Raw genomic sequence first — 23,002 nt, forward strand, 5'->3', positions numbered from 1 at the left:
CCGTGCTGCAGTGACATGACAATGGTCGAGAGGCCCTTCAGCAGCGCACCAATTTCCAACATTGCGCGCTTGAGCGCTGTGTTCATGCCGCGAAGATTTCTGAGCGTCAATCAGGGAAACCGTCATGCTCTCCAGGATTGTTACGGCGGCCTTTGCGGCGCTGTATCTTTCAACACCTGCTGTCGTCGCCGCTCAATCGGTCCCCTCGCCCGCCGCCACATCAAGCAATGGGCCCTTGGAGCGGGCCGTCGATCAGCTGTTCGCGCGATGGGCTGAACCGAACTCACCCGGCGCTGTCGTCGCTGTCCTGCAAGACGGCAAGATCATCTACAGCCAGGGCTATGGCGCGGCCAATCTGGAGTATGGCGTGCCCAACACGCCAGCAACCGTATTCCACCTCGCATCGGTCTCCAAGCAGTTCACGGCCTTCGCGATCCATCTCCTCGCTCACGAAGGAAAACTGTCTCTGGACGACGATGTTCGCAAATACGTTCCGAAGCTGCACGACTTCGGTAAGTTGATAACGATTCGCCAACTGCTTCACCACACCAGCGGCGTTCGCGACCAGTGGAATCTTCTGGCGCTCGCGGGGTGGCGGCTGGACGACGAGATCACGGACGACGATGTTGCGCGCCTGCTGTTTCAGCAAACCGAGTTGAACTTCGCGCCCGGCGATCAGTTCCTCTACAGCAACAGCGGTTACACGTTGCTCGCGATGGTGGTGAAGCAAGTGTCCGGCCAAACGCTGCCGGAGTTCGCGAAGGAGCGCATCTTCGAACCTCTCGGCATGTCTCACACACACTTCCAGGACAAGTACAGCATGATCGTCAAGGACCGGGCCTATTCCTACGCCCGGCAGCCGGACGGCAAATACCAATACATCGCGCTCACCTATTCGACGGTCGGACCTTCGAGCCTGTTTTCCACGGTCGGCGACCTGGCGCGCTGGGACGAGAACTTCTACACCGGAGACGTCGGCGGCGTGACGCTGCTCGCCGAGATGCAGCAGAAGGGCAAACTCAACAACGGCAAGAACATCAATTACGCATCGGGCCTATCTATCGGAAAGTATCGCGGGCTCAGAACGGTTGAGCATGCCGGCGGCGATGCCGCATACCGGACCAATATTCTCAGATTCCCGGACCAGCATTTCTCGGTCGTGATCCTGGCAAACGCGGGAGATCTGAACCCGGCAGCGCTCTCATTCAAGATCGCCGACCTCTATCTCAAGGAGTTGCTCAAGCCTGCTCCCGACAAGCCGACCCTTGACGACAAGCCGGAAGTTGCGGTCGACCCCAAGATTCTCGATGCCTACGTTGGCGACTACGAACTCAGGCCGGGGTTCATCATTTCCATCAGCAAGGACAATGACCATCTCGTCACACGCGCGACCGGCCAGCCATCCTTTCCGATGTACGCTGTCTCCAACACCGCCTTCCGACTGAGGGTCGTTCCCGCCGAAATCGTCTTCGACGAAGTCGCGGCAGGCGGAACGGCTCAGAACGCAGTGCTGCACCAGAACGGCGTCAATCTTGCTCTCAAGCGGATCACGATCAGCAAGCCCGCAGCAGACCGACTCAAAGCGTACGAGGGCCACTACTACAGCACAGAGCTCGGCGTCATCTATGACGTGTTCCTTCGCGAGGACGTGCTGATGGTGCACACCCCGCGGGGAGACCTCGATCTGCAGCCTGTCGGGGTTGACGCGTTCTCGACGGGCTTTCCGATCGGAAACCTGAAGTTCGTGTGCGCAGACGATGGCAAGTGCAATGCAATGTCGATCGACGACGGCCGCGTCAAGCAGCTGCGATTCGACAAGACCTCGCTCGATCCGATCGGTTCGAAGTCAGCGCAATGAGGCTGGTCATCCTTACAGGAGCGTCGGGTTCGGGCAAGACGACGATTGCAGAAAGGATCGAGCGGCAACATCCGAGGCTTACTCGCGTGTTCCGGTTTGACAGCATCGGAGTTCCGTCTCCGGAGGAACGCATTGCGAGATGGGGCGCAGAATCGCGGCCGGGAGGCGGTTGGCAGCGCGCGATGACCATCGAGTGGCTGGCCCGGATTGCGCGAGAAATTGATACTCTCCCTGTTCTATTTGAAGGCCAGATGCGGCTGTCGTTCATCACGGACGGGTTGACAGCTGCCGGGATTGCAAGGGCTCGCATCGTCCTGGTGCATTGTGACGATGAAAGCCGAACGCATCGCCTCGTTAACCAACGCAACCAGCCTGACTTGGCCAATCCCGATATGATGAACTGGGCAAGATTTCTGCGCGGTGAGGCTGAGGCGGGTGGATTCGAGGTGCTGGACACGTCGAAAATTTCGATCGAAGACAGCGTTGAATACGTTTGCGAGCGTCTCGGGATCGGGCGATCTGGCGGATCAGCAACTGTTTCGACTGGCCGTCGGGCATAACACGCAACTCTGGCCGATCACAACTCCCTGACCAGCTTGGGAAGCATTCTACCAGGTATCGAGCCTGAGGGGGCGAGGCCACAGTCTTTGGCGCCCATTCGTCGATAGAACGGCGCGGCATCCGGGTCGGCTTCGATCGACATGCGCTCGGCACCCATTCGAGCCGCTTGGCTGATAGCCCAGTGGAACAGCTTCGTTCCTACACCGCCGCGAAGCATCGTCGGTTCGACGAACAACTTCAACAAGTCTGCTTCGTCGCCGGTCACCTTAATTTGGGTAATCCCGACAATCTGGCGGTCCTGTTCCGCCACGGCAATCGCACTCGACCGCATGTCACCGGGTTCGATGGTGAGCTCGCTGCGGCAGGCTTCGATGAAGTCCTTGTCGTAGCTCCACACAGCTTTTGACCGGAGGCACAAAGCAGAGAGTGCCGGCAGCTCTTCAAGCAGGGGCGGTCTGAGAACACACGACACGAGGCCAGCTCCGATCGATTGGCCTCGCATAACACATCGCGCCACCGATGTCTCTCAGCGCACGCGCGCGCCGCTTTCGGCATCGAAAACGAATGAGCGTGGCGGCGTCAGCGAGACGCCGATGCGCTCGCCTTGCCTGCCGGCAAACTGCTTGGGGGCCTTCACGGCGATGAAGTCATTTTCGACCTTGACCGTCACAAGCGTATGGTCGCCGATCAATTCGTTGGCGTAGATTTCGCCCTTCAGATCGCCCTTGTCGTGTTCGACGATGGTGCAGTCCTCAGGCCGCACGCCGAGGACGGCCTTGGCGATCTTGCCTGCCACCGGTGACGTCAGCCGGGCTCCGTGGCCCATGAAGGCCGTGCCGTCCAGAGCCCCGTGGATGATATTCATCGGCGGCGAACCGATGAATTGGGCGACAAACAGATTGGCAGGATCGTTGTACGTGTTCGCCGGCGTATCGAGCTGCTGCAAGACGCCCTTTTCCAGGATCGCGACCCGGTGCGCCAGGGTCATGGCTTCGATCTGGTCGTGTGTCACATAGATGGTCGTGATGCCCAGCGACTGCTGCATGTGCTTCAGCTCGGCGCGCATGTGACCGCGAAGCTTGGCATCGAGATTTGAAAGCGGCTCATCCATGAGAAACACCGACGGGCGGCGGATGATGGCCCGCGCCAGCGCAACCCGCTGACGCTGGCCTCCGGATAGCTCCCTTGGATAGCGATCGAGCAGGGTCTGGAGTTGGACTTGAGCTGCAGCCTCCTTGATCGCGGCGGCACGCTCGGCTTCGGGAATGCGGCGAACCTTGAGCGGAAAGCCGATATTCTCGGCCACGGTCTTGTGCGGGTAAAGCGCGTAGGATTGAAACACCATGGAGATATCGCGGTATTTCGGCAGGATGTCGGTGACATCGCGGTCTCCGATCAAGACGCGGCCGGCGCTGGCGGTCTCGAGGCCGGAGAGGATGCGCAGCGCAGTTGTCTTTCCCGAGCCGGACGCGCCGAGCAGCACCAGGAATTCGCCCGGCGCGATGTCCAGGTTGAAGTCCTCGAGCACCTTCACGCTACCGAAATATTTCCGTACCTTTTCGAAACGGACCGGGACCTGACGAGCAGCGGCCGAAATGACACTGTTCATCCGCTCATCCCTTGACCGCGCCAAGCAGGACGCCCTTGGCGATATAACGCTGCAACACAATGGCCATGATGATGACCGGAAGGATCATGATCATGATGATGGCGCACATCTCCCACCAGAGAATGCCGCGCTCCCCCGTGTTCTTGGCGGCAACCATGATCGGCATGGTCAGGGCGCGAGCGGTCGTCAGGAAGATCGCAAAGAGATACTCGTTCCAATTGAGAATGAGCGTCAGCAGGGTGGTTGCGGCGAGCCCCGGACGGGTCAGGGGCAACACGATGTCCCAAAAGATTTCGAAGCGCGACGAGCCGTCGAGCTGTGCCGATTCCTCCAGTTCAACGGGAAGATTGGCGAAGAAGTCATGCATGAGCCAGACCACGATCGGCAGATTGGCGACCGCATAGACGATGATCAGCGCGAGGTGGGTGTCGATCATGCGGACCGACTGAAACATCATGTAGACCGGGATGATGACGACGATCGGCGGCAATATGCGCTGAGATACGATCCAGAACAGGATGTCGTTATTTCCGAGCGTGGTCTTGAAACGGCGCCCCAGGCTGCGGGCCAGAAGGAAAAACAAAGCGAGGCCAACGGAGCCCGAGATCGCCCAATGAACGTCGAAATAATTGGACGCGACGATGGCCGACAGGGCCAGCAGCACGAACACCACGACGTTGCCGAACTTCGGCTTGTAGCTGATACGCGCCAATGCGTAGGCAGCCATGGACCCGACCGCAATGCAAAGCGCGGTGGCGCCGAAACTGATCACAAAGGAATTCGTATAAGCGAGGTAGACCTTGCAAATCTGCGGCTCCATTCTTTCGATCGCGATAACAGGCGAAACAATGAAGGCGAACAGATTGTGGACCAGCAGGACAAGCTGGCGGCCGACGGAATAGGCATCGCAATAGGGGTCTGTTGCGAATTGCGCAGTCCAACCTTTCAACGTCGGCTGGAAATCGACGAAGGGGATAAAGAACGGCCCGTTGTTGACGGTCCAGGCATCCTTGAAGGCCGTAATGACCACCCAATAGATCGGAAAGAGCACGAACAGCGACCAGAACAACAGGATGGCCCCGGCCACAAGGTTGGCCATCAGGGACATCTTGCCCACGGCGGGCGGCTCGAACAGCCGTTGTCTGAGGGACCGCTGCGGCTTGGAGATTCCGTAAGTCGCCCCGCTCATGCCCGCGCCCTGCGCAATCGTTTGAGGACCACATAGTTGAAGAACGAGGAGCAGACGACCACGGTCAATATCAGGAGAAGATAGGCCACGGCGGCGGAATCACCCATGTTGTTGGCACGCCAGAGAAACAGCGAATGCAGCGTCATCGACTCGGTCGCGATCCCGGGCCCTCCTGCCGTCATGATGTTCGGCAGATCCACGATCTTGAACGCCTCGATCATGCGAATAAGCATGACGGTTGCCGCGACCGGAAGAATCTGCGGCCAGGTGATTTCGCGGAAAATCTGGAAGCTGGAGGCACCATCGACCTGAGCGGCCTCGACATGATCCTTGGGCACGTTCTCCAGTGCGGCCAGCAGGACGATGAAGATGAAGGGGATCCATTGCCAGGAATCGCCCAGGATAACGAACCAGCGAGCGGCCCAGGCATCGGTCGACCATGCCCAATTCCCGAGACCGACAAATTGCCAGAAGGGCTGGAACGGACCTTTGGTCACGTCGAGGATCATCTTGAAGGCGTAGCCGACCCCGAGGGGGGTGATCATGAGGGGGATGAAGAACAGGACCCGGAAGAAATTCTTGCCGCTCACGGGCTGTGAACACAGGAAGGCCAGCATCAAGCCGATGACGAATTGGATGGAGCACCCGACGACGACATAGAACAGGGTGTTGAGCAGCGTGCCCCATTGATTGCCTGACAGCAGCGTGGCGGCGAATAGAAGCGCGATGAACATGGCCATGGCCGCGCTGATCAACCGCCCGGCGAGGCCCACCCAGCTTACTCCGCTGACAACAGCGCGATAGAGCCACCACAAGAGAGCGCCGGCCATCAGCAGGCTGAAGACCCAGCCGGTCAAGCTCATGGTGGTGAAGCGGCCAAGGAAGTGAACCTGCTGGTTGCCGGCAAATTGGGCCGCGAAGTTCTCGAACCAGACCATCCGGAATTTGAGACCGGTGGCCGAGAACCTGACATGACTGATCGCGAAGACGATCGTGTAGAAGGTCGGGAAAATCGCAAAGAGCAGGACGAGCGTAACGGCCGGGGCAATGAAAAACGTTCTCGAATGGCGGTCAAACCATTCGCCCCAGCTTTCACCCCGAGAAAGTCCAGCCGGGGAAATCCCCGGCTGGCTCGTAACTGTCACCTCAGACATCGGGCTCGCTCACTTTGCAGGTCCGACAGCGAGTGCCATCTGCTTGATCTGCTCGTCGCGACCGAAGTCTTTGGTGATTTTTTCCCAGCCCGCGTCGATGTTCTTCAAGGCTTCGTCCACGGTGATCTCGCCGGCCATGTAGCGCGCCAGCTCCGTGTCGAGCACGACGCCGGTGTACTGCTGCGCACCGGGAATCTTGAGGTCCGAGGCCATATTGGGATTGTTGAGGGCGTCGTTGATGGCGCCCATGTAGTTCTTGGCAAGGCCCTCATCCATGCCCGATTTCACCCAGAGGTCCGTGCTCTTGAGCTGGCTCAGGCGGTAAGGGTTGAAGCCGGTCCAGCCCATGGTCACGTCGACGTTGGATTGCTCTTTCTGACTGATGTAGGACAGGAAGTCGTAAGCCGCCTGCTTGACCTTGCGATCCGACTTGGCGTTGATCGCGCCACCCCAACCGCCAAAGGCCGAGAACGGCGCATAGTTGATGCCGTCGATCGCATTCGGTGCAGACTCCTTGCTGACGGGAACAAGCTTGCCGGTCTTGCGGTCCAAGACTTCCTTCGAACCGACATTGGTGGCGTAGAGCTTGTTCTTGATCCCCTTTGCGTCGTCCTCGAGCTGGAGCGGACCCGGATCGCCCCATTCGATCAGGAGGCCGCAGCGGCCCGACTTGAACAAGGCACGGGTGTCGCCGATGTCCATGTTCAGCTCTTCAGGCGGTCCGTATTTGCTCGTCTCCTTGTAGAGTTCAAAGGCCTTCTTCCAGCCGGCATTGTTGACGAGGGGCTTCATCGTGGCGTTGTCGAACTGAAAGCCCTGGGCCGTACCCTGGGTCTGAACGATCGTCGAAGCGATCGTCTGTATGGCGAAATAGCTCTGCGCATTCCGCTTCTTGAAGATGCAGGAGCCGTAGCCCGGCTTGCCGTCACCGCTCATGTCCTGGCCGTTGATCGCCTTGGCAATGGCGAGATAGTCGTCCCAGGTCTTGGGCGGCTGCAGATTGTTCTTTTCCAGGATGTCCTTGCGATAATAGACCATCTGGAAGTCGCCATCGACCTGGATCACCATCGTATGCCCGCCGATCTTCTGGGCAAACTCGCGGAAATAGGGAGCGATGTCCTGGACGTCGATCTTGCCGTCCTTCGCAATGTAGGGATCGAGGTTTTCGAGCAACCCTGCCGCCGCGAGCTCGACGCCCCAGCCGGCGGCGAAGACCGCGACATCAATGGAGTTCGTGCCCGTGGACCAGTCTTGCTGAACCTTCGGGAAGATCTCGGCATAAGGCACTTCGTTGACGATGATCTTGGCGCCCGTCAGCTTCTCGAATTCCTTGCCCCGCTGGGACACTGCGCCGGCGATGACCGGTCCCGGGCGCGTCAGGATGTTGATCGTAATGCCGTCATATTGGCCGGCAGCGGCGATGCCCGACCATCCACACAAGGCGACGGCCGACGCGGCAGCTGTCGCAAGCTTCCGAATGTCCATAGGTCCCTCCCGTGTACATTTTTATTGAAGTGCAGGCCTGAGCCCGCACAACCCGCAGCCTACAGCATTTCGCCGCCCGGGAAAGCCGGCGCATTCTTTATTTGCTGGATGGCCTTTATTTGCTTGATGGCGCGCCGTCCTTCAGGCCTCGACCCGGTGTGCAAGCGCAGCAAGACCGCGTGCAGCGGCGCAGTTTATCAACCGACGCGGACCCAGGCGCCGTCGGCCGCCGATGATCTCACCGCTGCGTCGATGAACTTCATGCCGGCGAGCCCATCATGCACCGTCGGATAGATCACCGCCGGATCGGGTTTGACGCCTGATGTGGCGGCGCGAATTGCGCGCGCGGCTTCGGCATAGATCGTCGCAAATCCTTCGAGGTAGCCTTCGGGGTGACCTGACGGAATGCGGGTGACGCGGCCGGCGTCCGGTAGCGCGCCGGCGCCTCCGCGGGTCAGCAGCTGCTTCGGCTGGCCATAGGGCGTGAACCAGAGATAGTTCGGATCGGACTGCGCCCATTCGAGGCCGCCCTTGGTGCCGTGGACGCGCAGCTTCAATCCGTTCTCATTGCCGACCGCGACCTGGCTCGCCCAAAGCATGCCCTTGGCGCCGCCCTTCCACCTCAGCAGGATCTGGACGTCGTCGTCGAGCAGCCGACCCGGCACGAAGGTCGAGAGCTGCGCAAGCAGCGCGTCGAGCTCGAGCCCGCTGACGAAGCAGGCGAGATGATAGGCATGGGTGCCGATGTCGCCGATGCAGCCGCCGGCACCGGAGCGGGCCGGATCGGTGCGCCACGCCGCCTGTTTCTGGCCCGTGGCCTCCAGCCGCTCCGTCAACCAGTCCTGCAGATATTCGGCCTGAACCAGCCTGATCTCGCCGAGATCGCCTGATGCCACCATGGCGCGGGCCTGGCGGATCATCGGATAGCCCGCATAATTATGCGTGACGACGAAGACCTTGCCGGTCTTTTCCACCAGCGCTGCCAGTTCCTCGGCCTCCGCGACCGTCGTCGTCAGCGGCTTGTCGCAGATCACATGGATGCCGGCTTCGAGGAACGCCTTTGCCACCGGGCCATGCATGTGATTGGGGGTGACGATCGAGACCGCCTCGATGCCGTCGGCGCGGGCGGCTTCCGATCTTGCCATCTCCTCAAAGCTGCCATAGGCGCGGTCCGCGGCAATCCCGAGCTCCTTTGCCGAAGCTTTGGCGCGGGCGGGATCCGAAGCGAGCGCACCGGCCACGAGCTCGAACTGGTCATCGATCCTGAAAGCGATGCGATGCACCGCTCCGATGAAAGCCCCCTGCCCGCCGCCGACCATGCCGAGCCGGATACGGCGGTGCCCCCCGGCCTCGTTGCCTGCCTCGATTGCCATCTGTTGCCTCGCTCTAGGAGATGCCAAGCATCTTGCGGACCATCTCGACGTCGGTGCCGGCACCGGCGAAATCGTCGAAGGCCTTTTCGGTGACGCGGATGATATGGTTCCTGATGAATTCGGCGCCCTCGCGCGCACCGTCCTCGGGATGCTTCAGCGCGCATTCCCATTCGAGCACCGCCCAGCTGTCGTAATCATACTGCGTCAGCTTGGAGAACACCGCGCCGAAATCGATCTGCCCGTCGCCCGGCGAGCGGAAGCGGCCGGCTCGGTTCACCCAGCTCTGGAAGCCGCCATAGACGCCCTGTCGGCCGGTCGGGTTGAACTCGGCGTCCTTGACGTGAAAGGCCTTGATGCGGTCGTGGTAGATGTCGATGTAATCGAGATAGTCGAGCTGCTGCAGCACGAAGTGCGAGGGATCGTAGAGCAGGTTCGCCCGGCGATGGTTGTTCACCCTTTCGAGGAACATCTCGTAGGAGACGCCATCGTGGAGATCTTCGCCGGGGTGAATCTCGTAGGCGATATCGACGCCATGCGCGTCGGCATCGTCGAGGATCGGCCGCCATCGCCTGGCGAGCTCGTCGAACGCCTCCTCGACGAGGCCCGGAGGACGTTGCGGCCACGGATAAATGTAGGGCCAGGCCAGTGCGCCGGAAAAGGTCGCATGCGCCGTGAGCCCAAGGCGCTTTGAAGCGCGGATCGCTGACTTGACCTGGTCGACGGCCCATTCGGTGCGCGCTTTCGGATTGCCGCGCACTTCAGGCACGGCGAAGCCGTCGAACACGGCGTCATAGGCCGGATGAACGGCGACCAGCTGGCCCTGGAGATGGGTCGAAAGCTCAGTGATCGCGAGGCCGTGACCGGCGGCGACCCCCTTCACCTCGTCGGCGTAGCCTTGCGACTCCGCCGCCCTCTTGAGGTCGAACAGCCGCCCATCCCAGCTCGGGATCTGGACGCCCTTGTAGCCCAGCGAGGCGGCCCATTTGCAGATCGAATCGAAGGAATTGAACGGCGCGGTGTCGGATGCGAACTGAGCGAGGAAAATTGCCGGTCCCTTGATCATCTTCATCGAATGATTCCTTCTTACTTGTTTCGCGTGGCGGCCTGAGCGACGGTACGGCGGGGCCGCGACGTCGGCCGTGCGTCAGAACGTCTCCGCCGCCCACAGCGCCAACGCGTCGGTCTCGGACATTGCTGCGGGCCGATCGACACGCGACTGTACGGCGATCTCGCCGCCCTCGACACCCGCCTTCAGGGTGGCGTGCATCACCTCGAGCGCATGGCTTGCCAGCGCTCCGGAGGCGCGGTGCGGCGTACCGTGCAACACCGAGCTTGCGAGTTCGGCGACGCCGAGACAGCGATAATTGGCCTGGCTCGGCATGTGATCGGCCCAATTCGGCGAGCGCCAATTGGGCTTGCCGAACGCGCGGTCGTCGGCTGCGAGCGAAATCCAGTCGCTGCCCTTCTCGGTATATTGCACCACGCCCCCGAAAAAGTTCGGATCCGGCACGCGCAGCGATCCCTCGGTGCCGTACAGTTCGATCGGCGCATGTCCGTGCTTCCACACGTCCCAGCTCATCGTGAAGACGATGTCGGCGCCCGTCTCGAAGTGAAGCAGCGCCATCACCGTCGTCGGCGTCTCCACTGCGATCGTCTTGCCGTTCATCGGCCCCTTCGAGGAGACAAGCCGCGTGGCGAAGCCGGAACTCGCGCGTCCCTGCACATGCGTCACCGATCCCAGGAGATTGATCAGGGCCGCAAGGTAATAGGGCCCCATGTCGAGGATGGGTCCGCCGCCGGGTTTGAAGAAGAAAGTGGGGTCGGGATGCCAGTGCTCCATCCCATGCGACATCAGAAAGCAGGTTCCGTAGAGCACCTTGCCGATCCTGCCCGCATCGATGAGCTCGCGCGCGGTCCGGCCACCGCCGCCGAGGAACGTGTCGGGCGCGCAGCCGAGCTTGAGGCCGCGCTGCGCCGCTTCGCTGACCAGCGCAGCCGCATCGGCGGCATCGACCGTGATCGGCTTCTCGCCGAACACATGCTTGCCGGCGGTCAGCGCGGCGTGGCTGACCGCGAAATGCGCGTTGGGTGTCGTGAGATTGACGACGATCTGGATATCGGGACGCGCCAGCAGCGCGTCGATCGTCAAGGCCTCGATGCCGAATAGCCCGGCCTGGTCGCGTGCGACCTCGGGGCGCAGGTCGGCGCAGGCGACCAGCCTGAGATCGCGGAAGTTCGGAATGTTCCGCAGGTAGATCGTCGAAATGTTGCCGCATCCAACGACGCCGACGCCGAGCTTGTTCATGTCACTCATGTCTTTCAGCTCCAAGTCCTTCAAGTCCAAGCGGTCACGGTCTCGTGCGCCCGGCGCGCGAAGCGAGCGACATCGTTCGGCTTGTCATGTTCGGCGACGAACAGCGACACGCTCGCTTCCTTCATCGCGGCCCGAAGCGCAGGCCAGTCCATGGTGCCGTGGCCGGGATCGGCCCAGCCATCCTCGTCCGCGCATTGCCCTGACGGTGCGAGGTCCTTGATGTGGCAGGCGACAAGGCGCCCCGCGTGCTTCTTGATTTCGGCGACGGGATCGCCGTTGCCGCGTACGATCCAGGCGAGGTCCGCCTCCCAGACGAGTTCGGGCGCTTCCTCGAACAGGCATTCGAGATAGGTCACGCCGCTGGCGGTGCGGCCATATTCCCAATGGTGGTTGTGCCAGCCGAAGCGCAGCCCTTCGCCTGTCACCGCCTTGCCGATCGCGGCCAGCTCGCGCCCGATGCCGCGCCACTCCTTCTCGCCACCCTCGCGTTCGCCAGGCGGCGGCGCCGGGGCAAAGATCGTATCGATACCCAATCCCTTGCAGAGCTTCGCGGTGCCGGCCGCGTCGGTGCGCAGCCGGTCGAGGCCGACATGCGCGCTCGGCGCGGTCATGCCATGGTGTTGAAGCAGCCGCTTCAACGTATCGGTGTCGTTGAACAGCGCGCCCCAGGGCTCGACCATCCTGTAGCCGAGGCCGGCGAGCAGTTTGAACTGTGCCTCGAGCGGTTCGATCGAACGGGCGGAATAGAGCTGGAAGGACAGTCGGTCTATCGGCGTGGTCATGCTGGATTCTCGTGCGAGGTGGGGTACGGAGTTAAAGACGCTGTCCGCTCTGGTCGTCGAACAGCGAGAAAGCTTCGGCTGGAAACCGCAAGCCTAGGACATCGCCCGCGCCTGCCTTTGCATCGGCATCGGCGCGGAAGGAGAACGCGGTCCCGTCGGCAAGGCGGCACCAGATCAGCGCGTCGGCGCCCATTGGTTCCACCATCTCGACTCGTGCCGTCACGGCGGACGGATGATCGGAGCCGATGATCTCGATGTGCTCGGGACGGATGCCGAGGACGGCGGGGGCATCTGATAGCGGCGAACGGAACGCGTAGCCGTTCAGGTCGAACCTGACATCTCCGGCGATGAACGCCGGGCCGCCATCAGGGACAATCCGGCCGCGAAGGAAATTCATCGCGGGCGAGCCGACGAAGGAGGCCACGAAGCGGTTGGCCGGCTCGCGATAGATCTTTTTCGGAGTATCGAGCTGCTGAATGACGCCGCCCTGCATGACGGCGATACGGTCGGCAAGGGTGAGCGCCTCGATCTGGTCGTGCGTCACGTAGATCATGGTGGCGCCGAGGCGCGCGTGCAGCCGCTTGATCTCGACCCTGAGCTCGGCGCGCAATTGGGCGTCGAGATTGGAGAGCGGCTCGTCGAACAGGTAGACGCCGGCATGGCGCACCAGCGCTCGGCCGATCGCGACGCGCTGGCGCTGTCCGCCGGACAGTTCGGACGGACGCCGGTCGAGCAGCTCGGTCAGCCGCAGCATCTTTGCGGCCTCGCCGACGCGGCTATCGATCTCGCCCTGCGGCGTGCGGGCAACCTTCAGTCCGAACGACAGGTTCTTGCGCACGCTCATGCGCGGATAGAGCGCGTAGCTCTGGAACACCATGGCGATGCCGCGATCCTTCGGCTCGGCCCAGGTCACGTCGCGATCGCCGATCCGGATCTGGCCGCCCTTGACCTCGATCAGTCCCGCGATGGCGTTCAGAAGCGTCGACTTTCCGCAGCCGGAGGGGCCGAGCAGGACGAGGAATTCGGAGGCGTCGACGTGAAGGTCGAGATTCTCCAGAACCTTCAACCCGCCAAAGCCGATCTGCAGCTTCGTGATATCGACGTTGGAGCGTTCCATGTTGCCTCAGCCCTTCACAGCGCCCGCGGCGATGCCGCGAACGAACCAGCGGCCGGAGCCGAAATAGATCACGAGCGGCAACAATGCGGTGAGCAGCGTGGCCGCCATGTCGACATTGTAGGCGCGCTCGCCTTGCGTCGAGTTGACGATGTTGTTGAGCTGCACGGTCATCGGCAGATTGTCGCGGCCGGCGAACACCAGCCCGAGGATGAAATCGTTCCAGATGCCGGTGGTCTGCAGGATCACCGCGACGACGATCATCGGCGTCGCCATCGGCATCATGATGCGGGCATAGATCTGGTAGAAGCCGGCGCCGTCGATGCGCGCGGCCTTGAACAGTTCGATCGGCAGCGAGCTAAAATAGTTGCGGAACAGCAGCGTCATGGTCGGAAGGCCGAAGATCGTGTGAATGGTCACGATGGTGGCAAGCGACTGGCCGAGCCCCGTAAACGAGAACACCCGCACCAGCGGATAGATGAACACCTGATAAGGGATGAAGGCGACGACCATCATCGCGCCGAACAGGATGTTGGCGCCCCGCACGCGCCACAGCGACAGCGCGTAGCCGGTCAACGATCCAACGACGATCGAGATCACCACCGACGGCACCAATATCCGCAGCGAATTGAAGAATCCGGTCCTGATGCCCTCGCAGGTGAGCCCGGTGCAGGCCGACGTCCAGGCCCTGACCCATGCCGCAAGGCTCGGCGAGGCCGGCAGCGCGAGCAGATGGCCCTGCCGGATCTCGGCCATCGGTTTCAGGGACGTGACGATCATGACGTAAAGCGGGAGCAGGAAGTACAGTGCAGTGATCAGGATGAACGCATAGAGACCCCAACGCGCCGGGTTGACGCGCCTCGGCCTGACAGAGCTGAGAGCGATCGCGCTCATCGCACCTCTCCCTTGCGCGCGCGCCAATAAAGATAGGGCGCGACGACTGCGATCACGGTCACCAGCATGGTGGTGGCGGCCGCGGTTGCGAGCCCGATATTGGCCCGCTCAAACAGATGGTCCATGACGAACTTGGCCGGCACTTCGGAAGCGATGCCGGGGCCGCCATTGGTCATCGACACCGACAGGTCGTAGAGGCGCACGACGGCGGTCGAGAGCAGCACCGTGGCGGTCGCAAAGCTCGCGCCCATCATCGGGATGATGATGGATATGTAGACCCGCCATTTCGGCAGGCCATCAACCCTTGCCGCCTTCCAGATTTCATCGTCGACGCCGCGAAGACCGGCCAGCATGATCGCCATCACGAGGCCCGAGGCCTGCCAGACGCCGGCGATCACCAGGCAGTAGATCGCCGTCTCCGGCCGCACGATCCAGTCGAAGGTTGCGCCCGCGAAACCCCAGCTGCGCAGCACATACTGGACGCCGAGGGTCGGGTTCAGAAGCCACTGCCACACCAGCCCCGTGACCACGAAGGACATCGAATAGGGATAGAGGTAGATCGAGCGGATGGTGTCCTCGGCCCGCACCCGCTGGTCGATCGCGACCGCCAGCAGGAACCCTATCAGCAGCGCCAGCGAGACGAACAGCACGCCGTAGATGATGATGTTGTGGACCGAGGTGATCCAGCGATCGTTGGTGAACAGCAGTTGATATTGCCGGAAGCCGACGAAATTGTTGTTCGGCAGCATCCGCGAATTGGTCAGCGACATCCACGCCGTCCAGCTCGTGGCACCGATATAGACGACGAGCATCACCATCAGCGCCGGCAGGAGCGCCGAGATGACGGACAGTTTGGAGGTCAGCGAAAGACGCATCGTATCGCCGGATTGGAGAGGGATCGACGGACCGGGAGCGGCGGCCGACCATGTGCCGGCCGCCCCTTGCGATGCATCACTCGGCGGATTTCAGCACCGCAGCAACCTTGGCGGAGAATTCATCGGCGCTCATATTGGTGTTCCAATATTGCGAGATGGCATCCTGCAGCGCACCGGTCAGAGAGGGCGGCGCCAACATGTCGCCGGACGGCATTTGCTGGGCCTTGTCTGCGACATAGCGCATGCCCTTCTGGGCGCAAGCGTCCAGGGCTGACGTGTCGACATCGCTCCGCACCGGGATCGAGCCCTTCTTCAGCGCGAACTGAATCTGCGTCTCCGGCGTCAGCATCAGCCTCGCCAAGGTCATCTGCGCCTTGGTGGTGGCAGGATCCTTTGCCTTCGGGAAGACGAACACATCGCCGCCCATCACATAACCGCCGTTGCCATTGGATAGCACGGTGCAGCCGTAATCCTTCTCGGGGACCTTGCCGGCGGCGACGAACTCGCCCTTGGCCCAGTCGCCCATGATCTGCATTCCGGCCTTGCCCTGGATGACCATGTTGGTTGCGTCATTCCAATTGCGGCCGGGCGCGCCAGGATCGACATAGTCCTTGAGCTTCTTGTAGGTGACGGCGACCGTCTTGAACTCGGCGCTCTGCGCCAGCGCCGCGTCGCGCTTGCCAAGGATGCCGGTCCACATCTGCGCGCCGCCGACACCGATCATGACCGCGTTGAACAGATTCTGTTCCCAGTTCTTCTGGCCCGAGAAGGCCAGCGGGATCACCTTGCCGTCGGCCTTGAGCTTCTCGAGAACGGCAAGCGCGTCGTTCCAGCTCTTCGGCTCGTCGGCGCCGACGGAGGCGAGCACCGCCTTGTTGTACCAGAGCCAGTTCTGGCCGTGGATGTTGATCGGCACCGCATACATCTTGCCGTTGCGGGTCGCCGCGGCAATGATCGCGGCCGGCATTACATTTTTCCAGTTGCCTTCGGTGGCGATCGCATCGACATCGGCGAGCAAGTCGCCTTCCACCAATTCGTCGAACTGCTTGCCGGTGTTGAGCTGCATGGCAGTCGGCGGATTGCCGGAGACGGTGCGGGTGATCGCTGCGTTTCGTGCGTTCGCCGCGCCGGCGACCGCGCTATCGATCCAGGTGCCGCCTGCCTTGGTGAACTGGTCGGCGAACACCTTCACGGCGGCGGCCTCACCGCCGGAGGTCCACCAGTGGATCACCTCCGCCTTCATCTCCTCGGCGTTGGCAGGCAACGAGACAAGCGCCGTCGTGGCAACAGCCACCGCGGCAAGCAGTGTGCGCTTCATGACTTCCCTCCCGTGTAGGCCCATTTGCGGGCCGATTACCCTTTACAGGCTTATGTAATCGATTACATATGATCGTATCACAACCGCAGGATTTTGCAAGCGCGGCGATGGCACAGCATGTCCAAGCCGCCTAGATCTGGATCAGCAGATGGCCAAGCGCACCAAGGAGACACGTCGGCCGCCCGCGAAGATCGCCGATGTTGCGCGGCTCGCGGGCGTTTCTGTTGCGACAGTGAGCCGGACGCTGGCGCGGCCGGCGGTCGTGAGCGAGGATACCCGCAACCGCGTGCTCGCCGCGGTCCGCGACACGTCCTATACGCCGAACATCTCGGCGAGGAATCTACGCGTCCGCAAGACCATGGTGGTGCTCGTGGCGGTGCCCGACATCGCCAATCCGTTCTTCGCCGAGATCCTGCAGGGCATCGACGATACGCTGTCGGCCGCCGGTTACGGTCTCGTCATTGCCAATCTGGCCGGTCCGCCGGAGAAGGAGGCGCGCTACGTCGATCTGGTGTGTGCCGGTCAGGCCGACGGTGTGCTGCTGCTGTGCGGTCACGTGATACGGAGTCGCGACCGCGACTTGCGCGATGCGCACGTGCCGCTGGTGGGAGCCTGCGAGTATATTCCCGGTGCGAGCTTCCCGCAGATTTGCATCGACAATGTCGGTGCCGCACGCGAGGCGGTGCGGCATCTGATCAAACTCGGGCACACCGGCATCGCCTATCTGTCGGGACCGCAATCGACGATCCTGGAACGACAGCGCCTCGAAGGTTACAGGCAGGCCCTGAAAGAGGCCGGCATTGCTGCCGTCGACGGCTTGATCATGCCCGGCGATTTCACGTTTCGAACCGGTGTCGAGGCCGGGCGCGCGCTGCTTGCGCTCAGCCCGGAGGTCCGTCCGACCGCATTGTTCGCCGCCAATGACGAGATGGCGATCGGCCTGATCAAGACCGTGCACGCGGGGGGACTGCGGGTCCCGCGCGACCTTTCTGTCGTCGGTTTTGATGGCATTCCCTATGCCGATTATTGCGAACCGACGTTGACCACCATTGTCCAGCCGCGTCGGGAGCTCGGCGCCAGCGCCGCCGCCGAGCTGATTGCACTGATGACGACGGAGAAGTCAGCGGTACGCAAGGATATCGAGCTTCCCGCGAAGTTGGCATTGCGCGACAGCACGTGTCCACCATCGGCTCGCAACACCTAGCTGCCAACGGTCATTTTGAAAGCGCTACAGAAAGTATCGCAAACAGAGCGCGATCACCGCTGCTCTGAGCTACCTGTTGGCTTGTCGCATACCCGTGCGCCAACTCGACGTTTGCCTCGGAAACGTGCCATTTCCATAGCGCAGGCTCCTGAGGGGTCACGATGACTTCCAGAAGCCGCGGCGTGAAATAGGTTTTCATGCCACGACTATGCGCCGCTACACACGGTGAGTCCATCTTCTGCTTCATGGCCCGGTCCAGGCGGCTCTCGCGTCATGCATGAGCCTGGTTGCCCGGCTCCACCCGTTGCAGCGTCACTTCGGTGGGCTGCCCTCGCATTTCGCGGCCGCCTTATCAGCCTCGAGCATTTCGATGGCGCATCGGATCATCGCCAGGCTAAGCGAGTCCATTCCCGGGGCTATCAACCTGCGGAACTGTTCAATCTCGTTGTCGATTCGGTCGCACTCGTTGCACATGCACGTCCCGCGGCCTGGAGGCGGGAGCAACAAGCTCTCAGTCACCGATAGTCGCCTAGATATCCGAAAAGGTGGTCAAGCTTAAAGCCGCTCTTCCAGCCGCGTTCCCTGAAGCTGCAAAAAATGAGACGCAGACCGCACCTGACCAGGCAAAGGTCGGCTTCGACACGGCGGGCTGAAGTCCGTCACCTCGGGCAAGGACCAGTCCAAAATCTAGGACGGCGCCCGAAGTCCGGGCGAGGTCAACCACTCGTTGATCTCTCCAGCAACATCGATCTGCCTGGCCTTTCGCAAGAGCTCCGTGCGGCGAATGCCGAGCGGCATCCCCTTGGCCTGCAGGCGGAGATTGATCGCCTCTTGCGCGAGGCGATATTCGAATGTCGAGGATTGTCCTGGGGATCGATGAGCCGACATATTTGACGCTCCGCTGCGGGGTTGAGCGGGAGCGCAACTTGCGTCCACATCACCGATAGATGCTAAGGGCGGCGCGGTGGTAGCGGGACAATGCGCCTTTACCTGCCGGATAGCGAGCGCATTGTTTGGGTCCGAGCAGGAACCATGCGCGAATTGCCGAGTGCTAGCCGCGGACCCGCTGAGCCCTGAGCAATTGGCCGATCGCACGTTGAGCCGCGACGATAGCCTCCGCTCGGTTGAAGGCGATCCCTGTTTTGGGGGATCGACCATGTCGCTCAAACGACCATTTCCAGCCCGATGGATTGAGCGTCTGGACGACCGTGTATTCAATACCCTGATATTGCATGCGCTATCACAGCTCTGTGTCGAATCAACCCGTCTGCCGCGACCACGTCCGGTCAATCATCATTGCTTGAAGTCTTGTTTGAACGATCGACGCGGACAGCTCTAAACTCCGCAGGCCCGTCAAGCAGGCGATGCTTTCGTGTCTGGCGTTCCTTGGGACTCGCCGAGCTGTCTGCCTTGTCCTCCAATGTCGCGGTGGCCAAGCGAAGGGCCCGCCTTCGTTGGCGGACCACCCTGCGACCTCCCGCATCTTCTTCCGTCATTCAATCGGGCCTCTGAATTGGAGCGCAGTCGATCGGGCTCGCCCGCGCGATCGACGAGACTCAGCAGCCGCGGCAAATATTCTTCAGCTTTGCAGCTGTTCGGGCCTCTTCCGCAAGGAATGGATCCTTGTCTCCCGACGACGCGGCGATGCCGTTTTCGGCAGGTTTCGCGGTCTTTGGCGGAAACGCCGCATCGTAACAGGAGAGGCGCGCACTGGTGCTCTCGATCGCTCGGCAACTCGGCTCCTTGACGGAAGCCGCTAACGCCGATGCGCCGATTGCCGATGCGAGCAACAGCGCTGCCGTCCAAGTGACTGGTCGAGCCTTCTTCATGCCGAATATCCCATCGCTATTTGCTCTTGCTGGCCCAGGACGGACGCTCGCCGGTCCAGGCCGGAAGAGCATCCCACTCGGACCAACGCATCCGGCGCTCCTCACCTCCGACCCTCACGAAAACAAAGGGCGCATCGTCCCGGCCCGTTTTCGAGCCAACGAAGATTGCTGGAACTCCGTAAGCATCCCTGATGATTGCTGTGTTTGCCATCTTCGGCTCCCGCTTGGCTTGAACTGGCTCCAGCGCCTGCATTTTGACGCATGGTGATCGAACGAGCTTACCGCTGTAAAATGGCCGCGATCGTAATCAGCAGCGCAGGGAAGACGGGCACCAGCAACGGTGGTACGGGCCACTCACGAATGTCGGATTTTTCGGGATTTGACATCTGACCGCCTTTTCTCGGGTCAAGGCGGGAGCGCGACGCTCTCAGTCACCGATAACAGCCACGTAGCGCGCGGTGATACCAACAGTCTAGCAGCGTTCTCGACAGCAAGCGAGATCAATCTCAACCGATGGTTCGCCGATTGTCCAAGGTGCGCGCCTTACGCAAGCTCATCCGTCCACACCTTGAAGCTGACGAGTGTGTTGGGCCCGAAGGTCTGGGTAATCGGAACATCTGCGGCATCGCGGCCCTGAGCAATCAGCACGCGGCCGATTCGCGGAGTGTTGTTGCGTGGATCGAAAGTGTACCAGCGACCGCCGAGATAGGCTTCGAACCAGCCTGCGAAATCCCCGACAGCGTGGGGCGGCGGGATGCCGATGTCGCCGAGATAGCCGGTGCAATAGCGCGCCGGAATGTTCATGCAGCGGCACAATGCGATCGCAAGATGCGCATAGTCGCGGCAGACGCCTTTGCGCTCGTTGAATACTTCCCAAGCGGTCATGGTGGGCCGCGCGTGCTCGTAGCCGAACGCGATGCGATCATGCACGAAATCGCAGATCGCCTGGACCCGTGGCCAACCCGGCGCCACTTGCTCGAACAGCTTCCATGCGATGTCGGAGAGCCGATCGGTTTCGCAGTAGCGGCTGCCGAGCAGATAGACGATGGTATCAGATGGAAGATCCTCCACCGCGTGTTGCGTGGCGGACGGCGCGATCATGTCGGGCAATCCGCTATCGCGCACCGTCCCTTCGGCAGCAAGGCGCATGCGACCGGCGGGCGCAACGAGCCGGTTGCACCAGTTTCCGAAGCCATCGCGGTAGGGCGTGATCGGCACGGCAGGCTCGGTGGTGAGGTAATCCGGCACAATGATGTCGGATGCCCGGGTAAAGTGCATCCCGACCACGGCAATCAACGGCGTGACCTGCTCGAAGTCGTAGATTATTTCGAAGCCAACACCGATCTTCATGCTTTTGGCCTGACCCCGATTGCATCGACTCGAATTGGCTGCGTGGATGATCGCGCTGACAAGGGTGACCTCCGGCCGTCACTTCAAGGTAGAGGCTTCCTTGGTGATGGCCGAGATCGAACTGCCAGACTTGCGAACGACGCTGATAAACTGCTCATCCGATAGCTTGAGCCGCTTGCGCAGGAGCTTGACCTGCACTTTGTCTCTCAAATCCAGCGAATTGCGGAAGTATGTCGGCTTGCGCCTGTACATGTGAATCTCTCGCGATGAAGGAGTAGACCGGATCGCGACCAAGCGGGCATTACGCCGCTCCGGCCGCGATGGTGACTGTCCCGCTGCTCGCGAAGATTCTGTCGCCACGAAGCCAACCTTCTCAAGGAACCCGTGTTCCACTGCCTTGATAATTATCTCGTCCTTGGACGAATTGGAGGGCAACCGGAAGAACCCCGGAAGGTCGCATGCAACAAAAACGCCGCCCGCTTAAATGAAGCGCAGGCGGCGGCTCTCCAGCCCCGGGAGGGAGATTGTAAAATCCCGATGTAGGTTTGTCTGATGGGATGACGCAAGGTTCAACCGGCGGGCGATCGCGCTTCGGATTCCCGTTCACCCGGCACAGCAGCAATCGCGGATGGTTCCTGGCTGGAACCAAAACAAAGCGCTCGCTATCCGGCTGATAACAGCGCACAGTCCGACGACCATCGAGCGGCCCCTTAGCATCTATCGGCGATGTGAACGCAAGTCGCGCTCCCGCTCACCCCCTACAGCGGAGCATGAGCATGTCAACTCGACGATCTCCGGAGCAATCGAGCACGTTCGAATACCGCCTGGCGCAAGAAGCGATCAGTTTGCGCCAACAGGCCAAGGAAATGCCCTCTGGCGTTCGCCGCACGGAGCTTTTGCAGAAAGCGCGGCAGCTTGACGTTGCCGGCGAGGTCAACAAGTGGCTGACGTCGCCTGGCTTGCAGCCACCATCTTGAACTCAGGTGTTAGCGTTAGAAAGAGCCGCTTCCGACGCGGCCGTCGGTGCAGACCGGCCCAGGGCTGTGAATCCCTGCTCATGAGGGTAGGGAACGGGCGTCATGCGGCGGAGTTGACAACCATGACACTTGTCAGCGCTCTCGAGGAGTCGTTCGACATCGCCTGGAGCTTTCTTGAGAAGTCCGGCGAGTTGAGAGGAGCGGCGGAGTCCGAGGACATCCTTCTGAATTCGATCGAGCAGCAGCTGCGCAAGGGCGAGCGAAGGAAGCTCATGCTCGCCAACAGGGCGATTTCAGCCTACCGCGCGCAGGTCGCGAGGATTCCGGCGTTCAGGGGGAGGATACTCGAGCTCCTGGAGGGACAATGATCAGGAACGAAGCGAATGCCCGCCACGTGCGGGAAGCCAACAAATCATTCAAGGCGACCAGCAAGGCCAAGCCACAGACCGACTATGCGAAAGCGGAGCAATCCTTTCAGGAAAATCGCGAACGCCTGAAGGCGGAGCGTCTGGCAAGGGAAGCCCACGCAAAGGATGCTTCGAAATAGCCTCTTCTGCAGATGGCCTCGTGTCACCCTGGTCCGGGTCTAAAGCATCGAGAGAACGACGATCCCGTCTTCAAGCTCTCCGGAAGCAAGGCGCGCCCGCGCGATCTGCTCGAACTCCGTGCGATATTTGTGGAGATAGCTGAAGGCCTGCTTGTCGGTCTGAAATGTCGTCGTCAGTCTGCATATCTGTCGCGCCGCCCCGTGCGCGAGAGTAAAGGTAATGGTTCCACCACCGTCCGACTTGGCTCTGGGCACGATCAGCACTCCGGCTTGGGACGGTCATTGAAGCGGGTTATTTTGGCGACTTCCTTGCGCGCTTCTTGGGCGCCGGCGCCGGCATCGCTTCCGCTGCAGCGGCGTCAGCGGCTTCCTTGGCCTGCCGCAACTCGCGCAGTCGCGCCATGTTCTTGCGAACCTCGAGGCCCTGGCGCTCGACATCCGCGATCGCCCGTACACCTTCTTCTGCCGCCAGACGCTGACGCTGGGAGCGTGCAATTGCTTCGGGCGACGGTACTGCCGATTTCCTGGCGCTCATCCTTCACCCCGTCATGCAATGGGCAAAACCCGCT

24 protein-coding genes are annotated in these 23,002 nt (G+C 61.5%); 5 read left to right on the forward strand and 19 right to left on the reverse strand.

Annotated elements, in window-relative coordinates; all coding sequences use genetic code 11:
- Window positions 1–124: 124 nt before the first annotated feature.
- Together L6639_RS16795 and L6639_RS16800 are read left to right on the forward strand one after the other, a co-directional pair.
- Window positions 125–1,858, forward strand: a complete 1,734-nt coding sequence (locus tag L6639_RS16795) for a serine hydrolase (RefSeq protein WP_237862843.1) — start codon at window positions 125–127, stop codon at window positions 1,856–1,858.
- Window positions 1,855–2,418 (forward strand): P-loop nucleotide/nucleoside kinase family protein, encoded by a 564-nt coding sequence (locus tag L6639_RS16800; RefSeq protein ID WP_237862844.1) that lies wholly within the window; start codon window positions 1,855–1,857, stop codon window positions 2,416–2,418. Before L6639_RS16795 ends, L6639_RS16800 begins: the two co-directional genes overlap by 4 nt.
- 17 nt (window positions 2,419–2,435) lie before the next feature.
- On the opposite strand, the gene L6639_RS16805 is transcribed toward L6639_RS16800, so the two are convergent.
- From L6639_RS16805 to L6639_RS16865, 13 genes are all read right to left on the reverse strand, one after another.
- The gene (locus L6639_RS16805; RefSeq protein WP_237862846.1) at window positions 2,436–2,816 is read right to left on the reverse strand and encodes a GNAT family N-acetyltransferase; all 381 of its coding nucleotides are present in this window, start codon (window positions 2,814–2,816) and stop codon (window positions 2,436–2,438) included.
- A 129-nt stretch (window positions 2,817–2,945) separates the two neighbouring features.
- Window positions 2,946–4,028: an ABC transporter ATP-binding protein gene (locus L6639_RS16810; RefSeq protein ID WP_237862847.1), complete on the reverse strand. Its 1,083-nt coding sequence runs from the start codon at window positions 4,026–4,028 to the stop codon at window positions 2,946–2,948.
- A gap of 4 nt (window positions 4,029–4,032) precedes the next feature.
- Window positions 4,033–5,127 (reverse strand): carbohydrate ABC transporter permease, encoded by a 1,095-nt coding sequence (locus L6639_RS16815; RefSeq protein WP_237862848.1) that lies wholly within the window; start codon window positions 5,125–5,127, stop codon window positions 4,033–4,035.
- An 86-nt stretch (window positions 5,128–5,213) separates the two neighbouring features.
- Complete coding sequence (locus L6639_RS16820; RefSeq protein ID WP_237862849.1) at window positions 5,214–6,371, reverse strand: carbohydrate ABC transporter permease; 1,158 nt, start codon at window positions 6,369–6,371, stop codon at window positions 5,214–5,216.
- Window positions 6,372–6,380: 9 nt separating this feature from the next.
- A complete protein-coding gene (locus tag L6639_RS16825; RefSeq protein ID WP_237862850.1) occupies window positions 6,381–7,856 on the reverse strand; it encodes an ABC transporter substrate-binding protein in 1,476 nt (491 codons plus the stop codon).
- Window positions 7,857–8,053: 197 nt separating this feature from the next.
- Complete coding sequence (locus tag L6639_RS16830) at window positions 8,054–9,229, reverse strand: Gfo/Idh/MocA family protein (RefSeq protein ID WP_237862851.1); 1,176 nt, start codon at window positions 9,227–9,229, stop codon at window positions 8,054–8,056.
- Window positions 9,230–9,242: 13 nt separating this feature from the next.
- On the reverse strand, window positions 9,243–10,298 hold the full coding sequence (locus tag L6639_RS16835; RefSeq protein WP_237862852.1) for a sugar phosphate isomerase/epimerase family protein: 1,056 nt from the start codon (window positions 10,296–10,298) through the stop codon (window positions 9,243–9,245).
- A 75-nt stretch (window positions 10,299–10,373) separates the two neighbouring features.
- Entirely contained in the window at window positions 10,374–11,543 is a 1,170-nt protein-coding gene (locus L6639_RS16840) for a Gfo/Idh/MocA family protein (RefSeq protein ID WP_338076540.1), read from the reverse strand.
- Window positions 11,544–11,563: 20 nt separating this feature from the next.
- Window positions 11,564–12,325, reverse strand: a complete 762-nt coding sequence (locus L6639_RS16845) for a sugar phosphate isomerase/epimerase family protein (RefSeq protein WP_237862853.1) — start codon at window positions 12,323–12,325, stop codon at window positions 11,564–11,566.
- A gap of 31 nt (window positions 12,326–12,356) precedes the next feature.
- On the reverse strand, window positions 12,357–13,442 hold the full coding sequence (locus L6639_RS16850; RefSeq protein WP_237862854.1) for an ABC transporter ATP-binding protein: 1,086 nt from the start codon (window positions 13,440–13,442) through the stop codon (window positions 12,357–12,359).
- A gap of 6 nt (window positions 13,443–13,448) precedes the next feature.
- A complete protein-coding gene (locus tag L6639_RS16855) occupies window positions 13,449–14,333 on the reverse strand; it encodes a carbohydrate ABC transporter permease (RefSeq protein ID WP_237862855.1) in 885 nt (294 codons plus the stop codon).
- Window positions 14,330–15,208: a carbohydrate ABC transporter permease gene (locus L6639_RS16860; protein WP_237862856.1), complete on the reverse strand. Its 879-nt coding sequence runs from the start codon at window positions 15,206–15,208 to the stop codon at window positions 14,330–14,332. The genes L6639_RS16855 and L6639_RS16860 overlap by 4 nt, the downstream gene beginning before the upstream one ends.
- Window positions 15,209–15,284: 76 nt before the next feature.
- Window positions 15,285–16,526 carry an ABC transporter substrate-binding protein gene (locus L6639_RS16865; protein WP_237862857.1) on the reverse strand — a complete coding sequence of 414 codons (1,242 nt, stop codon included), beginning with the start codon at window positions 16,524–16,526 and terminating at the stop codon, window positions 15,285–15,287.
- Between the two features lie 148 nt (window positions 16,527–16,674).
- Here L6639_RS16865 and L6639_RS16870 point away from each other — a divergent pair, with 148 nt between their 5' ends.
- On the forward strand, window positions 16,675–17,730 hold the full coding sequence (locus L6639_RS16870) for a LacI family DNA-binding transcriptional regulator (protein WP_237862858.1): 1,056 nt from the start codon (window positions 16,675–16,677) through the stop codon (window positions 17,728–17,730).
- A 10-nt stretch (window positions 17,731–17,740) separates the two neighbouring features.
- Here the strand turns inward: L6639_RS16870 and L6639_RS16875 are convergent, their stop codons facing one another.
- The 4 genes from L6639_RS16875 to L6639_RS16890 all read right to left on the reverse strand — a co-directional run bounded on the left by L6639_RS16875 (window position 17,741) and on the right by L6639_RS16890 (window position 21,161).
- Window positions 17,741–17,977 carry a hypothetical protein gene (locus L6639_RS16875; protein WP_237862859.1) on the reverse strand — a complete coding sequence of 79 codons (237 nt, stop codon included), beginning with the start codon at window positions 17,975–17,977 and terminating at the stop codon, window positions 17,741–17,743.
- Between the two features lie 440 nt (window positions 17,978–18,417).
- Window positions 18,418–18,618 carry a hypothetical protein gene (locus tag L6639_RS16880; protein ID WP_237862860.1) on the reverse strand — a complete coding sequence of 67 codons (201 nt, stop codon included), beginning with the start codon at window positions 18,616–18,618 and terminating at the stop codon, window positions 18,418–18,420.
- A gap of 1,484 nt (window positions 18,619–20,102) precedes the next feature.
- Complete coding sequence (locus L6639_RS16885) at window positions 20,103–20,909, reverse strand: transglutaminase-like domain-containing protein (RefSeq protein ID WP_237862861.1); 807 nt, start codon at window positions 20,907–20,909, stop codon at window positions 20,103–20,105.
- Window positions 20,910–20,987: 78 nt separating this feature from the next.
- Window positions 20,988–21,161, reverse strand: a complete 174-nt coding sequence (locus L6639_RS16890; protein WP_237862862.1) for a DUF3606 domain-containing protein — start codon at window positions 21,159–21,161, stop codon at window positions 20,988–20,990.
- Between the two features lie 847 nt (window positions 21,162–22,008).
- Here L6639_RS16890 and L6639_RS16895 point away from each other — a divergent pair.
- Together L6639_RS16895 and L6639_RS16900 are read left to right on the forward strand one after the other, a co-directional pair.
- Window positions 22,009–22,254, forward strand: a complete 246-nt coding sequence (locus L6639_RS16895) for a hypothetical protein (protein WP_237862863.1) — start codon at window positions 22,009–22,011, stop codon at window positions 22,252–22,254.
- The gene (locus L6639_RS16900; RefSeq protein WP_237862864.1) at window positions 22,251–22,433 is read left to right on the forward strand and encodes a hypothetical protein; all 183 of its coding nucleotides are present in this window, start codon (window positions 22,251–22,253) and stop codon (window positions 22,431–22,433) included. The genes L6639_RS16895 and L6639_RS16900 overlap by 4 nt, the downstream gene beginning before the upstream one ends.
- 39 nt (window positions 22,434–22,472) lie before the next feature.
- On the opposite strand, the gene L6639_RS16905 is transcribed toward L6639_RS16900, so the two are convergent.
- Window positions 22,473–22,688, reverse strand: coding sequence for a hypothetical protein (locus L6639_RS16905; protein WP_377803182.1), 216 nt, complete (start codon window positions 22,686–22,688; stop codon window positions 22,473–22,475).
- Window positions 22,689–22,725: 37 nt separating this feature from the next.
- Window positions 22,726–22,968, reverse strand: a complete 243-nt coding sequence (locus L6639_RS16910; protein ID WP_237862866.1) for a transcriptional regulator — start codon at window positions 22,966–22,968, stop codon at window positions 22,726–22,728.
- Between the last annotated feature and the right edge of the window lie 34 nt (window positions 22,969–23,002).

Source organism: Bradyrhizobium zhengyangense, assembly GCF_022012555.1.
In the GTDB taxonomy this organism is placed as follows: Bacteria; Pseudomonadota; Alphaproteobacteria; order Rhizobiales; family Xanthobacteraceae; genus Bradyrhizobium; species Bradyrhizobium zhengyangense.

What these genes read in the sequence shown, in the direction of transcription:
- L6639_RS16885 (WP_237862861.1), bottom strand. Translation starts at nt 20,909, where the DNA reads ATGAAGATCGGTGTTGGCTTCGAAATAATCTACGACTTCGAGCAGGTC.
- L6639_RS16845 (WP_237862853.1), bottom strand. Translation starts at nt 12,325, where the DNA reads ATGACCACGCCGATAGACCGACTGTCCTTCCAGCTCTATTCCGCCCGT.
- L6639_RS16890 (WP_237862862.1), bottom strand. Translation starts at nt 21,161, where the DNA reads ATGTACAGGCGCAAGCCGACATACTTCCGCAATTCGCTGGATTTGAGA.
- L6639_RS16880 (WP_237862860.1), bottom strand. Translation starts at nt 18,618, where the DNA reads ATGTCGGCTCATCGATCCCCAGGACAATCCTCGACATTCGAATATCGC.
- L6639_RS16870 (WP_237862858.1), top strand. Translation starts at nt 16,675, where the DNA reads ATGGCCAAGCGCACCAAGGAGACACGTCGGCCGCCCGCGAAGATCGCC.
- L6639_RS16800 (WP_237862844.1), top strand. Translation starts at nt 1,855, where the DNA reads ATGAGGCTGGTCATCCTTACAGGAGCGTCGGGTTCGGGCAAGACGACG.
- L6639_RS16835 (WP_237862852.1), bottom strand. Translation starts at nt 10,298, where the DNA reads ATGAAGATGATCAAGGGACCGGCAATTTTCCTCGCTCAGTTCGCATCC.
- L6639_RS16815 (WP_237862848.1), bottom strand. Translation starts at nt 5,127, where the DNA reads ATGGCCAACCTTGTGGCCGGGGCCATCCTGTTGTTCTGGTCGCTGTTC.
- L6639_RS16860 (WP_237862856.1), bottom strand. Translation starts at nt 15,208, where the DNA reads ATGCGTCTTTCGCTGACCTCCAAACTGTCCGTCATCTCGGCGCTCCTG.
- L6639_RS16895 (WP_237862863.1), top strand. Translation starts at nt 22,009, where the DNA reads ATGACACTTGTCAGCGCTCTCGAGGAGTCGTTCGACATCGCCTGGAGC.
- L6639_RS16795 (WP_237862843.1), top strand. Translation starts at nt 125, where the DNA reads ATGCTCTCCAGGATTGTTACGGCGGCCTTTGCGGCGCTGTATCTTTCA.
- L6639_RS16810 (WP_237862847.1), bottom strand. Translation starts at nt 4,028, where the DNA reads ATGAACAGTGTCATTTCGGCCGCTGCTCGTCAGGTCCCGGTCCGTTTC.
- L6639_RS16865 (WP_237862857.1), bottom strand. Translation starts at nt 16,526, where the DNA reads ATGAAGCGCACACTGCTTGCCGCGGTGGCTGTTGCCACGACGGCGCTT.
- L6639_RS16855 (WP_237862855.1), bottom strand. Translation starts at nt 14,333, where the DNA reads ATGAGCGCGATCGCTCTCAGCTCTGTCAGGCCGAGGCGCGTCAACCCG.
- L6639_RS16840 (WP_338076540.1), bottom strand. Translation starts at nt 11,543, where the DNA reads ATGAGTGACATGAACAAGCTCGGCGTCGGCGTCGTTGGATGCGGCAAC.
- L6639_RS16820 (WP_237862849.1), bottom strand. Translation starts at nt 6,371, where the DNA reads ATGTCTGAGGTGACAGTTACGAGCCAGCCGGGGATTTCCCCGGCTGGA.
- L6639_RS16875 (WP_237862859.1), bottom strand. Translation starts at nt 17,977, where the DNA reads ATGAAGCAGAAGATGGACTCACCGTGTGTAGCGGCGCATAGTCGTGGC.
- L6639_RS16910 (WP_237862866.1), bottom strand. Translation starts at nt 22,968, where the DNA reads ATGAGCGCCAGGAAATCGGCAGTACCGTCGCCCGAAGCAATTGCACGC.
- L6639_RS16850 (WP_237862854.1), bottom strand. Translation starts at nt 13,442, where the DNA reads ATGGAACGCTCCAACGTCGATATCACGAAGCTGCAGATCGGCTTTGGC.
- L6639_RS16900 (WP_237862864.1), top strand. Translation starts at nt 22,251, where the DNA reads ATGATCAGGAACGAAGCGAATGCCCGCCACGTGCGGGAAGCCAACAAA.
- L6639_RS16830 (WP_237862851.1), bottom strand. Translation starts at nt 9,229, where the DNA reads ATGGCAATCGAGGCAGGCAACGAGGCCGGGGGGCACCGCCGTATCCGG.
- L6639_RS16825 (WP_237862850.1), bottom strand. Translation starts at nt 7,856, where the DNA reads ATGGACATTCGGAAGCTTGCGACAGCTGCCGCGTCGGCCGTCGCCTTG.